Origin of the sequence: Marinobacter sp. AL4B (genome assembly GCF_019916045.1) — a bacterium.
Taxonomy (GTDB): Bacteria; Pseudomonadota; Gammaproteobacteria; order Pseudomonadales; family Oleiphilaceae; genus Marinobacter.
The window spans coordinates 1,228,487-1,241,428 of sequence record NZ_JAILWZ010000013.1; the positions used below are offsets into that span (position 1 = coordinate 1,228,487).

Consider the following 12,942-nt stretch of genomic DNA (forward strand, 5'->3'; position numbering starts at 1 on the left):
GGAGCTATTTGCTCCAGGCTTCGCCCCGGGCAACATCCGAAGCTTTTTGCTCAACCCAGTGCTCGCCTGTTTTAGAGAGTTCTTTCTTCCAAAACGGCGCGGAGGTTTTTAAGGCGTCCATAATAAACGCGCACGCAGCAAACGCATCTGCCCGGTGGGCACTGCACACGCCGACAAACACAATTTGATCTTGTAGTTGCAGCTGACCGACTCGATGAATAACCCGGGCTTTGCGCACGTCCCAACGTTGCGACGCGTCTTCGATTAAGGATGCAATCACGTGTTCGGTCATGCCCGGGTAGTGCTCCAGAAACAACCCGGAGACATCCTGGGTGTCGCCAGAATCGCGAACCAGCCCGGTAAAAGTGGCAATCGCTCCTGTACCCGCACCACTGTCGCGAAGGGCTGTGTACTCAGCGCCCGCATCGAAATCTTCGGTCTGAATGCTGATCATGTTAACCCCCGGTTACCGGTGGAAAAAACGCAACTTCGTCTCCGGCCTGGACCGGCGCAGTGGATTTCACCATTGCCTGATTGATGGCAATCATCACGGGTTGGTCGCCTTGAAGCTGCGCCCAAGGACCGCCACGGCTGGCCAGTTCTGCCAGCAGATCCCCGGCGGTCTGATGCTCGGTGGCTGTCAGTGTGAGTTGCTCTGTCCCTAATTCTTCGCGGAGGCGGGCAAAAAAACGGACGGTAACGGTCTTGTCTGTCATATCAGCTCTGCAGCTCCGTAAACGGGTAATAGGTGATCAGGCTGCCTTTGGCAATGGTGCTGTGCTCTGGAATAACGGCCAAACCGTCAGCCCAGCAAGCCGAGCTCAACATGCCTGAACTCTGGTTCGGGTACGCGCTGACTTGAGTCTGGCCGTTCACCGATTCTGTGCGTGCACGGACAAATTCTCTGCGCACGGACGGTGCGTCAACGTCAAAGCCGGCCGGCATTTGCTGGCCGATCGGATGAACCCGCTGTCGCCCTTGTCGGGTGCGAATATAGGGCATTACGATCATCAGAAAGGTAACCAGTACCGACGCCGGGTTGCCGGGCAAACCGAAGACCGGCGTTGCATTAACGGAGCCAAACGCCAGAGGCTTGCCGGGCTTGATCGCAAGACGCCACAGCGACAGCTCGCCGAACTCTTCCAGCGTCGCCCTAACGTGGTCCTCTTCGCCAACCGAAACGCCGCCGCTGGTGATGACTAAATCCGCTTGTGCGGCAGCTCTCTCCAGCGTTTCCCTGGTTGCTGCCCGAGTGTCGCGCAGGGTTTCACACAACACAACATCACATCCGGCTTCGGTCAGCAGAGCGTGCAGGGTGTAACGGTTCGTATTGTAGATCTGGCCCGGGCCCAGAGGTTTTCCCGGATCGACCAGTTCATCGCCGGTGGACAGAATGGCGACCCGGAGCTTTTTCACCAGCGCAACCTTTGCCAACCCCAGGGACGCTAAAAGGCCCATTTCCTGAGCGCGAATTTTTGTGCCTTTACTCAGTGCCAAACTGCCTTTTTTAAGGTCTTGGCCCCGCCGGCGGATATTCTGGTCCGCTTTTACATGGGCATCAATCAAAATGCCGTGTTCGGTCACCTCAACGCGTTCCTGCATGATAACCGTATCGGCCCCCTCGGGAATTTCCGAACCGGTAAAAATGCGGGCAGCGGTCCCGGGTTCCAGGGGGGGCGGAGCAGAGCCTGCTGGAATCCTGTCAGAGACAAACAGTGCCTGGCCTGGAATGTAATCCTCGGCACGCAAGGCATAGCCATCCACCGAACTGTTGTCGGCCGGGGGCACATCTGCCGGAGCCTGATAATCTTGTGCCAGTATCCGGCCATGGCTTTCTATGAGCGGTAGAACTTCTGTCGCCTTGATGACAGGCGCTTGATCGAGCAGGTGAACCAGGGCGTCTTCGAGCGACGTGAGCGGGGCTGTCATAATGCGTGTCTCCGTGTGCTGAACTAACGTGTCGCGCGATTTCCAATAATGTCCTGAAGCCGTTCGACCGCGCGCTGCGGCTTGCGGCTAACCAGAGTCGAAAAGTTGCAGGGGGCGTGGCGGCTGTCTAACTGTGTATTCAGAATGCCGTTCCAGCCGGTGCGACATGCGCCAGTGGAGCCGGGTAGACAGAAAATGACCGTATAATTGGCGAGACCGGCAAAGGCCCGGGACTGAATGGTGGAGCTGCCAATTTCCGAAGCCGATAGACGTCGGAACTCTTCGCCAAATCCTTCAATCGATTTGTCTAAAAGCGGAATAACCGCTTCTGGTGTGCTGTCCCGTTCGCTGAATCCGGTACCACCTGTGATGATGATGGCGTGGATATCCGGATCTGCAATCCAGGAGGACATCGCGGCACGTATCAGATAAACATCGTCAGGCAGGATGCGCCGTGAAATCAATTGATGGCCGGCCGCCACCGCACTGTCTTCAAGAAATTGACCAGAAGCATCTTCATCAAAGCCGCGAGTATCGGAAACGGTAAGAATCGCTATATTGAGGGGGGTGAGTTCGTTCGTGGGCTCAGTACTCATGGAAAAGCGCTCCGAAAATCACAGAGGAAATATAGACTCTCAGTATCTCTTCCAATCGCGGGTAATGGAAGGGAGCAACCCGACAGAGAGGGCATTCTGAGCTTGAACGCTGGCATTTTGGGCAAAAGTTGATGTTAATTTGTTCAGTGCACTTGACAGATCCGGTCAAGGTGGTCGATTATGCTGACTGCCCGGCGAACAGTTGTTCCCACTCTACTGGCACAAGCAATTATATCCGGCTTCCCTCTGCACCGGATGCTCCATCGGCCAGCACCTTGTTTCAATATATATTTTTATGATCAACGCGTTCAGGGGCATCCCTGCAATTTCAACCGTCGTTTACTTCCATTCCTGAAAAATCCTACAAATTATGAATCTTACTGAACTCAAGCAGAAATCTGTGCCCGAATTGCTCGAAATCGCGCAAGAGATGGGCCTCGACAACCTCGCCCGTTCGCGCAAACAAGACGTCATCTTCAGCATCCTGAAGAAGCACGCGAAGAGCGGCGAAGACATATACGGTGATGGTGTACTGGAGATTCTGCAGGATGGCTTCGGCTTTCTACGTTCTGCTGACGCGTCCTACCTAGCTGGTCCTGACGACATTTACGTGTCGCCCAGCCAGATCCGCCGTTTTAACTTGCGGACAGGCGACACCGTTGCCGGCAAGATCCGCCCACCAAAAGACGGCGAGCGTTACTTTGCTCTGCTGAAAGTGAGCGAGATCAACTTCGATAAGCCCGACAACGCTCGCAACAAGATTCTGTTTGAAAACCTGACGCCGTTGTTCCCGGATGAACGTTTGGTGCTGGAAGTGGGTAATGGCAGTACTGAAGACCTTTCTTCACGAGTGCTCGACCTGGTATCGCCGATCGGTAAAGGCCAGCGTGGTCTAATCGTATCACCACCCAAAGCGGGTAAAACGCTGTTGATGCAGGGTATCGCCCAATCCATCGTCCGGAACAACCCAGAGTGCCACCTGATGGTGCTCCTGATTGACGAGCGTCCGGAAGAAGTCACCGAAATGCAGCGGACTGTGCGCGGTGAAGTGATTGCCTCTACCTTTGACGAGCCGCCAGCCCGTCACGTTCAGGTAGCTGAAATGGTGATCGAAAAAGCCAAGCGTCTGGTTGAGCACAAGAAAGACGTTATCATTCTGCTGGACTCCATGACCCGTCTGGCTCGCGCTTACAACACCGTGATTCCGTCTTCCGGTAAAGTATTGACCGGTGGTGTGGATGCCCACGCTCTGGAAAAGCCGAAGCGCTTCTTCGGTGCTGCCCGTAACGTTGAAGAGGGTGGCAGCTTGACCATTTTGGCGACCGCGCTGGTAGACACCGGCTCTAAAATGGATGAGGTCATCTACGAGGAGTTTAAAGGTACCGGTAATATGGAAGTCCACCTGGACCGTAAGATTGCCGAGAAACGCGTTTATCCGGCCATCAACGTGCGTCGCTCCGGTACTCGCCGTGAAGATCTGTTGATGTCTGAATCGGAAATCCAGCGCGTTTGGATTCTGCGCAAGTTGCTGCACTCTATGGATGACGACACCGCATCCCTGGAATTCCTGCTGGACAAGCTGCGGGATACCAAGACCAACGACGAATTCTTCCAATCTATGAAGCGTCGTTGAGTTTGAACTTCGGAGTAGGGCGAATTCCGCCAAAGTGCGGAACCCAAGCCTAATACTGGAAGAGCTAAGCCGGGCGAGGGTGCCAAAATATTCAGGAAAACCACGTTTTCCGTTTTGGCACCCTCGCCCGGCTTGGTTCTAACTCCCCAGTCCAAACACTGACTTTAGCCCTCCGAACGCTCAAAGCATGGAAGGCTAAATGCGGAGCATAAGATGAAATACAACGACCTGAGAGACTTCATTGCCCAGCTGGAAAAGATGGGAGAACTAAAGCGCATCAGCGTAGAAGTTGACCCTCATCTGGAAATGACCGAAATCTGCGACCGCACCCTGCGGGCAGGTGGTCCGGCGTTGTTGTTTGAAAACCCTAAAGGCTATGACATGCCCGTGTTGGCCAACTTGTTCGGTACGCCGAAACGGGTTGCGCTGGGAATGGGGCAGGACGATGTCAGTGCTTTGCGAGAAGTCGGCAAACTGCTGGCGTTTCTGAAAGAGCCGGATCCCCCTAAAGGCTTTAAAGACGCGCTGGAAAAATTGCCCATCTTCAAGCAGGTGATGCGAATGAGTCCGAAAGTGCTCCGCTCTGCACCTTGCCAAGAGGTGGTGATCGAAAAAGACCAAGTCGATTTGTACCAGATTCCGGTTCAACATTGTTGGCCCGGGGATGCCGGTCCGTTGGTGACCTGGCCGCTTGTCATTACCCGCGGGCCCAATAAAGACCGCCAAAATCTAGGCATCTACCGGCAGCAGGTGATTGGCCGTAATCGGTTGATTATGCGCTGGCTCAGTCACCGTGGCGGCGCTTTGGACTATCAGGAATTTCGCAAAGCGAATCCCGATAAACCTTACCCGGTCGCGGTGGCGCTCGGTGCCGACCCCGCCACCATTCTCGGAGCCGTAACGCCGGTGCCGGATAGCTTGTCTGAATACGCGTTTGCGGGCTTGCTGCGCGGCTCACGTACCGAGCTGGTGAATGCAGGGCTCAGCGATTTGCAAGTACCGGCCAGCGCCGAAATCGTGCTGGAGGGCTTCATCTATCCGGATGACACGGCGCCAGAAGGGCCGTTTGGTGATCACACCGGTTATTACAACGAAGTGGATGAATTTCCGGTGTTTACCGTTGAACGCATCACGCATCGTAAAAATCCGATCTACCACAGTACCTACACCGGCCGTCCGCCTGATGAACCTGCTGTGCTGGGCGTGGCTCTGAACGAAGTGTTTATTCCGATTCTGCAAAAGCAGTTCCCGGAAATTGTGGACTTCTATCTGCCGCCGGAAGGCTGTTCGTATCGGCTGGCGATTGTCACCATGAAAAAACAGTACCCGGGCCATGCCAAGCGCGTGATGATGGGCGTATGGTCGTTCTTGCGTCAGTTTATGTACACCAAGTTTGTGATCGTGACTGACGATGATGTGAATGCTCGCAGCTGGGAAGACGTTATCTGGGCAATGACCACCCGGATGGACCCAACACGAGACACGACCTTGGTGGAGAACACGCCCATTGATTACCTCGATTTTGCCTCGCCAGTGTCAGGGCTCGGCTCCAAAATGGGGCTGGATGCGACCAACAAATGGCCCGGTGAAACTGATCGTGAATGGGGTGAAGCCATCACCATGACTGATGAGGTGAAGCAGCGGGTGGACGATATCTGGGAAAGCCTCGGGATTGAAATTCCGGAAAACTCCCCAAAATGAAGAGGTAGTCACCTTGCATTGCGTGCGTTTGCGCCCTGCAGATCTGAGCTACCCGGTCAGCAGCACCAACGATATGCTATCAGCCGCAGTAGAAGCGGGCATTCAAGCGCCGGCGGCATGTCGTAATGGCGTTTGTGAGATTTGCGAAGCTCGCTTGATTAGCGGGCAAGCGCTGAACACCCGCAATCAGCAACTCATTTTAACTGGAGGACGCCTGATGATGTGTCGAGCACAGGCTCTCTCCGATATCGAATTGGAGATACCCGCCGTTATGGCAACAGGAAATCATCAGCCCCGTCTATATCAAGCCAAGGTGGTGGACGTCAGCTCCATCAACCACGACGTATATCGGGTAGAGTTGAAGTTGCCTCGGCGCCGGGATGTGAGCTTTCATGCCGGTCAATACCTCTCCGTTAATCTGCCAGACGCAGATCCCTGTTACTTCTCGATCGCCAGCAGCCCTGCGGAGGAGAACATCGTTCTGCACATACAAGCCACGCCGGAATGGGTTTCGGCGCAGAAGGTGATTGATGCACTGACCTCAGGTGAAGATGTCTCGGTGCAGTTGCCGCATGGCAAGGCTTGTCTGGGGGCAGCCCCGGATAAACCGCTAGTGCTTGTGGCAGCAGGTACGGGCTTTGCCCAGATGAAAAGTTTGGTAGAGTACCTGAAGGGTACAAATTTCAGCCATAGCATCAAGCTGTTCTGGGGAGTCCGTAAACACGAAGATATGTATCTGCGTTCGTTGGCCCAGCGCTGGCATGACGAGTGGGATGCCTTCAGTTTTATGCCGGTGGTCGGTGATGATGAAGACAACGACTGGGGTGGCCACCACGACCAGTTGGTGCGAGCGGTACTGGCAACAGGCATTGACTGGAGCACGGTAGAAGTTCACGCCAGTGGTTCACCCACCATGGTGTACTCATTGATGGACGCGCTGGTTGATGCGGGGCTTTCTGAGCAGGACTTCTTGTCGGATGTGTTGGAATATGCCCCAAGGGCCTGAGAAATCAGGCCTTGGGCATAGGTAGCTCGGGCAGGGCGTTGTCTGATTCAAGCTCTTGCATGATCAGTTTAACGCTACTTTCTTCCTCGCCCATATGGGCATTCAGTCGGCTTAATTCGGCCATGGTTTCACGATCCCGCTTCAGCTTCAGGCTGGCGGTAAAGTATTCTTTGGCTTTGCCCCAAAGTTGATTCCGCAGGCTTAAGCGCCCCAGCGCCAATAACAGTTGCGGGTTGTTGGGGCGATCTTTGTACCATTGTTCTGCGGTGAGCAGTTGTACTTCGGGATCGTTGCCTTCCAGCCGCCCGTAGAGGTTTATCAACTCATCGTTCCAGTGGTTTCTAAGCACCTTGCGCAGCAGGGTTTCCGCTTGCTCTTCGTCGCCCAAGCGAGCGAGTAAGCGTGCGTAGTCATGAATGGTGTGTTCGTCTCGGCGCACGAAGCGGGGCAGTTCGTCCCACAAGCGGGTGAGGAGCTCTAAAGAAGCTTCCGGATCGCTCTCACGTTTGCGCTCGCAATCTTCGGCGGCCCGTTCCAGTAAATTCTTCCACACTTCGCGTTCCAGGTCGTCCAGTTCACGTTCGGTGAGCACGCTGCGCTTACGCAGTTCTGGCACAAGCTTGGACAACTCTTTCCAGTCTTCCAGCCGCAAGTAGGTGGTTTTCAGCAGCTTTAACACGAAAGGATGGTGAGGCGCTTCTTTGCGCAGGCGAAGCAGTGTTGCTAGTGCCTGCTCCAAACGGTTGGCGGACAGCTGCAGCTGGGCTTGGGTGATACCAACGGCAAGGCTGGAGCCCGGAGTGCTTTCAAAGGCAAGTCGCAACAACTCATCAGCACCTTCATGATCACCGGTTTCCGAGGCTGCTTGGGCGGCCGCCAAATAGTTGATCAGGGGAGTATCGGCGTGATTCGCTGCACTGGATAGTAGTTTGCGAGCTCTTGGCCAGTTGCCTTCGGCCAAGGATAAAAGCCCCTTGGTGGTGCGACGCCTGGCTCGGCGTTCATGACCCCGGCTAACCCAAGTTGCCATCAGGCTGGTGCCGTTGCGGAATCGCTTGATGGTATTGATCACCAGCAGGCTCACAACCACTAGCAAAACAATCAGTGTCAGCCCGACCCAGAAATTGGTTTCGACCAGGTAGTTGCCCAAGCTGATGCGGATGTAGCCCAAATCGTAGGCCAAACCAAGGGATAGACCGGTTCCGATCAGCAGCGCGGCCAGAATGATCAGCAGCAAGACAATCATGAATCGTTACCTTCGCTGTTCGTTGCCAGTCGGCCGGCCAGGCGTTCTTTAAGCAATCCGAGCGATCGGCTGACATCCGGCAATTTGGGGTCAACGTGTTTATCGGCCAGCCCCGAAAGGATATCAGACAAGCCTTGGACGGCCGGGTTGCTCGAGTCGTACCATTCGCTGACGGTGCGGCGGGCTTTTTCAAGAGCGCGCTCGTAAAGCGTTTGGTTGCCCCGAAGTACGGCCATTTCTGCTTCTTCCAGCATGAGTTGGAGGTTCAGGCGAGCCCAAGCACTTTGATCCGGCGACATTAAGGGTTTGACTGTTTCATCCATCCTGCGCACAACAACGACGTCTTTCAGTGTGCTCAGGAAGCGGTTCCAGCCCCGGGTGAATACATTGCTGCCATCTTCAGGGGCGTTGCTGTCTTCGGTCATATTAAACCCCGGCGCCTGATCGTGGATGAGCGCTTGAGTTGTTAACTCGCCCACACTGGCTATAGCCGCTTCGAGCTTCAGGTATAGGCCAGTGCGATCCACATCCTGAATACTCTTGAGGGCTAGGATTTCCTTAGCCAGCTGTTCCCGAACCGGGTATACCCCAATGTCATCGGACTCTGCCAACACTTCATCGGCGGACTCCAGCGCGGAGAGCGCGCCCCGAATGTCTTTCTCAATCATCAGGCGCTGGTTGCCCACGCGCAGAAGGTATTCGGCTTCCGCCAACAGCCAGTCGGTGCGAGTACGATTGCCGGCTTCCAACAGTTCCCGAGCGTTGTGGTCGATTTGCCGTTGTTGGGTGGCAATCAATTCGCGCTGTTCGGCTAGTTTGCTTTCAAGGGTTTGAATGCGTTGGCTTTGCTCGCTGCCACGACTGCCGTAGAGGCTCTCGAGTTGTTCAGTGTCTTGTTTGAGATTCTGCAGTGCCTGCAGGCTGCTGTTTTGCCTGTTCCACTGCTGCCAATTCCAAAGGGCAAGCAAGATCACAAGGATCAAGGCAACGATGGCAATGATCCAGACAGGCCAAAGGCGCGGTTTTTTGGTGTCGGTTTCTTCAACCGGGGCGGGCAATTGGTTCGTTGTCTCAGTCACGGGCATCCTTACTCGGTTATCCGTTGTTGTTAGCTTCTCGCTGCAAGCGTTGACGCGACACTGACTACCAGATTTTGATCGTCTAAACCGTCAGGTACGATCAGATTTCGGAATCCAGCTTTCTCGGCCTGCTGAGCTACTCGTTCGGCCGGAACCACCACCAGAGTACGGTGCAAGCTGGCGTGGTAATCAGGCGCAAGTGAATTGAGATTGTTCAGGGTTTCTCCGGAAAGCGCAATCACCACTTCAGGCCGGAAATCGCCAAAAATCTCATTTACCTGTTCTGGAGGATAGTACGGCTGAGCCCGTCGGTACAGTGGCATAACGGAGACTTTTGCGCCGCGCTGCTCCAAGGTCTGGCGAATGAGCTCCCGGCCTTGCTCGCCTCGAGCCAGTAAAACCTTGTCCCCGCCCAGACTTTGCAGAGATGGAAGCTCAAGCAAAGCCTCGCTGGTCCAGCCTTGCTTGGGCTGGCGTGTTTTCAGGCCGTGGCGGGCAAAAACCGAAGAAGTGCCTGAACCTACACCGTACCATTGCAGGCCCATCGGGATTTGCGGCCACCAATTGTCAATGTGATCGAGTAACAGATTAGCCGCAAAAGGGCTGACAGCAATGACGTGGCTGAAGTTGTCCAGTTCCTGAAGCAGCGTGCGCTGTTCGGGCGTCTCGGGTAGCGGCTCCCTGATCAGCAACGGCAGGGTACGGCATTCAGCGCCGGCGGCACGGAATGCCTCGGCCAGTCGCGAGGCTTCCGGCTCCGGCCGGCAAATCAGAATGCGGCGCTTCGCCAATTCAGGGAGGCGTTGCTGTGAGTCAGGTTGGGGTGTGGCCATACACTTCAGCCAACACTTTATCTGCACCCATGCCCAAGAGTTGTTCCGCGAGCTCACGGCCCAAGCGTTCGCCTTCCGCTCTCGGTGCGCGTCCTTCAACCCGAAGAATTTTCGTGCCATCTACGGAGCCTACCAAGCCGCGAAGCCACAGTGTGTCGTCGTCCAGCAGTGCGTATGCCGCGATCGGCACTTGGCAACCGCCTTCTAAACGGCGGTTCATAGCGCGCTCTGCTTTTACGCGGTCGGCAGAATCAGCGTGATTCAGAGGGTCCAGCAGTTCCCGTAGTTCGTTGTCGCTCAAGCGACATTCAATACCGAGCGCGCCCTGACCGACGGCCGGTAGGCAAAAGGTATCGGGCAGGCAGTACCGGATGCGGTCGCTGAAACCAAGACGCTTCAAGCCGGAGCTTGCCAGGATGATGGCGTCATAGTCACCGGCATCAAGCTTGGCCAAACGGGTGTTGACGTTGCCGCGAAGCATTTTGATTTCGAGATCCGGGCGATTGGCGCGAATTTGCGCTTCACGTCGCAGGCTCGATGTTCCGACCACGGCGCCAGCAGGTAGTTCGTCGATATTGGCGTAGTGGTTGCTGATGAAGGCATCGGTGGGATCTTCACGCTCGCAAATGGCGACCAGGCCAAGACCTTCGGGGAACTCCATCGGTACGTCTTTCATGGAGTGAACGGCCAAGTCGGCGCGGCCGTCCAACATAGCTTCTTCCAGTTCTTTGACAAACAGGCCCTTACCGCCAACTTTCGCCAAAGGCACATCAAGGATTATGTCGCCTTGAGTCTTGATTTTGATCAGTTCGACGGTGATATGGCTGTGAAGCCTTTCCAGTTCGGACTTGATGAATTCTGCCTGCCACAATGCCAGGGCGCTGCTGCGGGTTGCGATGCGAAGAATACGTTTGGACATTGCACTCACTGTCGTTGAGAAAAATGTATCTACAAGGTTACCTTGAGAGATTAGAAAAGTCCCGTAAGGTGCCGGGATGTACCTCTTTTGGGTATTTCGAACACCCCGTCAGGGGGAGGGCTGGTGCTCCTGCAGCCACTGGCGTACTGCACTGGCGTGTCTGCGGCTAACGGCGAGTCGGTTGGCTACGCCTCGCAGTTCGAGTTCGTTCTGGCCATCGGCGGTACGCCGCAGGGCTTGAATGTAACGCGCGCCCACCAGCGTGTGCCGGTGGATGCGTAATAACTGTTCGGGATAGGCCTGTTCCAGTTCTTTCAGGGTGTAGTCACACACGGTTTCACCGCGGCTATGATGCAGGGTGACGTACTTCTGGTCAGCCTCGCAGTAGTGAATATCCGCCAACTCGATTAATTCGGTGCCGCGATGAGTGCGAACCGCAATCTGTTCACCGGTTGTTTCCGGTTCGCGGTTCAACGCCTGAAGCTGTACCCGGTTGATCTTCCCGGCCCGGGCCAGCGCGTCCGCCAAAGCTTCGCGCCGCACAGGTTTTAGTAAGTAAGCGACGGCGTGTACCTCAAAGGCTTGAATGGCGTAATGATCATAGGCAGTACAAAAAATGATGGCCGGCGGGTTGTTCAAGTGGCTCAGTTTTTCGGCTGTTTGCATGCCATCCAGCCCGGGCATGCGAATGTCCAGCAAGACGATGTCAGGCTCAAGTTCGGCGACCTTGTGCAGCGTGTCGTTGCCATCGGCGGCTTCGCCGCACACCTGATAGTCGCCTTGGGCCTCCAGTAATCGCTGTATGCGTTGGCGGGCAAGCGGTTCGTCGTCAGCGATGAGGATGCGCTGTGGTGCTGTGCTCATGATGACCCTGTATCTTTAACGTTGGCTCTGTTGATTGGCCGTCCGGCGCGGCAGACGCAGCGTGACGGTGTAGATGTCGCTCTGGTGACTTTGCTTAAGTATGGCAGGCTCGCCAAACAGAGCTTGCAGGCGGGCCCGGGTGTTGGCCAGAGCAACCCGATTGCCTTGGTGATGTTGTTGGTCGCTATCGGGTTTCGGATTTTGCACCATCAAATACACAAAATTACCCTTTGCGTAAGCTTCAATGCGAACGGTGCCTCCGGCTGCTCGGGGTTGAATGCCGTGGTAGATAGCGTTCTCCACCAGCGGTTGCAGAGTCAACGGGGGGATGGCCTGGTGCTCTAGGCCGGTTTGTATCTGCCATTCAAGGGTTAGTCGGTCCCCCAATCGTAACGTTTCGATGGCTAAATAGCGTTTGCACAGCTCCAGCTCTCGTTTCAGCGGCACCAATTGGTCGTCCGTGCGAAGGCTGGCGCGAAACAGCTCTGACAAATCCAGAACCGCCTCTTCCGCCCGGTCTGGGTTGCTGGCGATCAGGCTGGCGATGGTATTCATGCTATTGAACAGAAAGTGGGGTTGGATCCTGGCCTGCAGTGACGTGAGTCTTGCCTGCATCTCTGCCTCGGTTTGCTGTTGCCACTGGAATTGCAGGTAGAAATACCGGAGTACCATAAGTGAAATCAGTAGCGCCAACAGGAGTTTCTTGGCAATGCTTTGCCACGGCGTGGGGGTATGGTCCGGGTGCAGAACACTGTCGGCGAATAAACTGAAAATCAGCACGTCAAGCAGCACAATGCTGACAATCACGACAGTCGCGTGAGCAACACTCCGGCGGGCCAGCCAGGGCCGGAGCAAACAGATTAGTGCGGTACTGGTGAGCGTGGTCCATTGCACGAATAGCGACAGTAGGCCGAAGTAGTTCCAATCGATCCAGCTCCGTTCGGCTTGCACGATGGCAAGCACCAATACCAACAGTTCGCTGGTAACCAACAGCATGAACACCGCTCGTACCCGGCATAAGTCGGGTACGAAAAAGCTGGCAGTGCTAGAAGCTGGAGAGGCATTGCTCGGTTTCAGGGAAGTCTCCTTAACCCGGGTCGGAATGTTATACTGCCCAAAATTTCATGTACCCACGG

Annotated in this window: 13 protein-coding genes; 3 read left to right on the forward strand and 10 right to left on the reverse strand. The window is 55.3% G+C overall.

What is annotated here, in order from left to right:
• Positions 1-4 precede the first annotated feature (4 nt).
• Genes K5L82_RS15955 through moaB form a run of 4 tightly spaced genes read right to left on the reverse strand, consistent with a single transcriptional unit; the run spans position 5 to position 2,525 of the window.
• The gene (locus K5L82_RS15955) at positions 5-454 is read right to left on the reverse strand and encodes a molybdenum cofactor biosynthesis protein MoaE (protein ID WP_223134830.1); all 450 of its coding nucleotides are present in this window, start codon (positions 452-454) and stop codon (positions 5-7) included.
• A gap of 1 nt (position 455) precedes the next feature.
• On the reverse strand, positions 456-716 hold the full coding sequence (gene moaD / locus K5L82_RS15960; RefSeq protein WP_223134831.1) for a molybdopterin converting factor subunit 1: 261 nt from the start codon (positions 714-716) through the stop codon (positions 456-458).
• Between the two features lies 1 nt (position 717).
• Positions 718-1,929 carry a gephyrin-like molybdotransferase Glp gene (gene glp / locus K5L82_RS15965; RefSeq protein WP_223134832.1) on the reverse strand — a complete coding sequence of 404 codons (1,212 nt, stop codon included), beginning with the start codon at positions 1,927-1,929 and terminating at the stop codon, positions 718-720.
• 23 nt (positions 1,930-1,952) lie between these two features.
• The gene (moaB, locus tag K5L82_RS15970; RefSeq protein WP_223134833.1) at positions 1,953-2,525 is read right to left on the reverse strand and encodes a molybdenum cofactor biosynthesis protein B; all 573 of its coding nucleotides are present in this window, start codon (positions 2,523-2,525) and stop codon (positions 1,953-1,955) included.
• Between the two features lie 370 nt (positions 2,526-2,895).
• On the opposite strand from moaB, the gene rho reads away from it, so the two are divergent.
• The 3 genes from rho to K5L82_RS15985 all read left to right on the forward strand — a co-directional run bounded on the left by rho (position 2,896) and on the right by K5L82_RS15985 (position 6,865).
• Complete coding sequence (gene rho / locus K5L82_RS15975) at positions 2,896-4,158, forward strand: transcription termination factor Rho (RefSeq protein WP_114334854.1); 1,263 nt, start codon at positions 2,896-2,898, stop codon at positions 4,156-4,158.
• A gap of 213 nt (positions 4,159-4,371) precedes the next feature.
• Positions 4,372-5,859 carry a 4-hydroxy-3-polyprenylbenzoate decarboxylase gene (gene ubiD / locus K5L82_RS15980; protein ID WP_223134834.1) on the forward strand — a complete coding sequence of 496 codons (1,488 nt, stop codon included), beginning with the start codon at positions 4,372-4,374 and terminating at the stop codon, positions 5,857-5,859.
• Entirely contained in the window at positions 5,831-6,865 is a 1,035-nt protein-coding gene (locus K5L82_RS15985; RefSeq protein ID WP_410505863.1) for a 2Fe-2S iron-sulfur cluster-binding protein, read from the forward strand. Before ubiD ends, K5L82_RS15985 begins: the two co-directional genes overlap by 29 nt.
• Before the next feature lie 4 nt (positions 6,866-6,869).
• Here K5L82_RS15985 and K5L82_RS15990 read toward each other — a convergent pair whose 3' ends face one another.
• The 6 genes from K5L82_RS15990 to K5L82_RS16015 form a co-directional block, all read right to left on the reverse strand.
• Positions 6,870-8,111: a heme biosynthesis HemY N-terminal domain-containing protein gene (locus tag K5L82_RS15990; protein WP_223134835.1), complete on the reverse strand. Its 1,242-nt coding sequence runs from the start codon at positions 8,109-8,111 to the stop codon at positions 6,870-6,872.
• The gene (locus K5L82_RS15995) at positions 8,108-9,196 is read right to left on the reverse strand and encodes a uroporphyrinogen-III C-methyltransferase (RefSeq protein WP_223134836.1); all 1,089 of its coding nucleotides are present in this window, start codon (positions 9,194-9,196) and stop codon (positions 8,108-8,110) included. Before K5L82_RS15995 ends, K5L82_RS15990 begins: the two co-directional genes overlap by 4 nt.
• 23 nt (positions 9,197-9,219) lie before the next feature.
• The gene (locus K5L82_RS16000) at positions 9,220-10,023 is read right to left on the reverse strand and encodes a uroporphyrinogen-III synthase (protein WP_223134837.1); all 804 of its coding nucleotides are present in this window, start codon (positions 10,021-10,023) and stop codon (positions 9,220-9,222) included.
• Positions 10,004-10,942 (reverse strand): hydroxymethylbilane synthase, encoded by a 939-nt coding sequence (gene hemC / locus K5L82_RS16005; protein ID WP_223134838.1) that lies wholly within the window; start codon positions 10,940-10,942, stop codon positions 10,004-10,006. Before hemC ends, K5L82_RS16000 begins: the two co-directional genes overlap by 20 nt.
• 108 nt (positions 10,943-11,050) lie before the next feature.
• Positions 11,051-11,806 carry a LytR/AlgR family response regulator transcription factor gene (locus K5L82_RS16010; RefSeq protein ID WP_223134839.1) on the reverse strand — a complete coding sequence of 252 codons (756 nt, stop codon included), beginning with the start codon at positions 11,804-11,806 and terminating at the stop codon, positions 11,051-11,053.
• Positions 11,807-11,821: 15 nt separating this feature from the next.
• A complete protein-coding gene (locus K5L82_RS16015; RefSeq protein WP_223134840.1) occupies positions 11,822-12,802 on the reverse strand; it encodes a sensor histidine kinase in 981 nt (326 codons plus the stop codon).
• Positions 12,803-12,942: the final 140 nt, after the last annotated feature.

Coding starts and splice junctions, on each gene's coding strand:
- rho (WP_114334854.1), top strand. CDS start 2,896: ATGAATCTTACTGAACTCAAGCAGAAATCTGTGCCCGAATTGCTCGAA.
- ubiD (WP_223134834.1), top strand. CDS start 4,372: ATGAAATACAACGACCTGAGAGACTTCATTGCCCAGCTGGAAAAGATG.
- K5L82_RS16015 (WP_223134840.1), bottom strand. CDS start 12,802: ATGCTGTTGGTTACCAGCGAACTGTTGGTATTGGTGCTTGCCATCGTG.
- hemC (WP_223134838.1), bottom strand. CDS start 10,942: ATGTCCAAACGTATTCTTCGCATCGCAACCCGCAGCAGCGCCCTGGCA.
- K5L82_RS15995 (WP_223134836.1), bottom strand. CDS start 9,196: ATGCCCGTGACTGAGACAACGAACCAATTGCCCGCCCCGGTTGAAGAA.
- K5L82_RS16000 (WP_223134837.1), bottom strand. CDS start 10,023: ATGGCCACACCCCAACCTGACTCACAGCAACGCCTCCCTGAATTGGCG.
- K5L82_RS15955 (WP_223134830.1), bottom strand. CDS start 454: ATGATCAGCATTCAGACCGAAGATTTCGATGCGGGCGCTGAGTACACA.
- moaD (WP_223134831.1), bottom strand. CDS start 716: ATGACAGACAAGACCGTTACCGTCCGTTTTTTTGCCCGCCTCCGCGAA.
- moaB (WP_223134833.1), bottom strand. CDS start 2,525: ATGAGTACTGAGCCCACGAACGAACTCACCCCCCTCAATATAGCGATT.
- glp (WP_223134832.1), bottom strand. CDS start 1,929: ATGACAGCCCCGCTCACGTCGCTCGAAGACGCCCTGGTTCACCTGCTC.
- K5L82_RS16010 (WP_223134839.1), bottom strand. CDS start 11,806: ATGAGCACAGCACCACAGCGCATCCTCATCGCTGACGACGAACCGCTT.
- K5L82_RS15990 (WP_223134835.1), bottom strand. CDS start 8,111: ATGATTGTCTTGCTGCTGATCATTCTGGCCGCGCTGCTGATCGGAACC.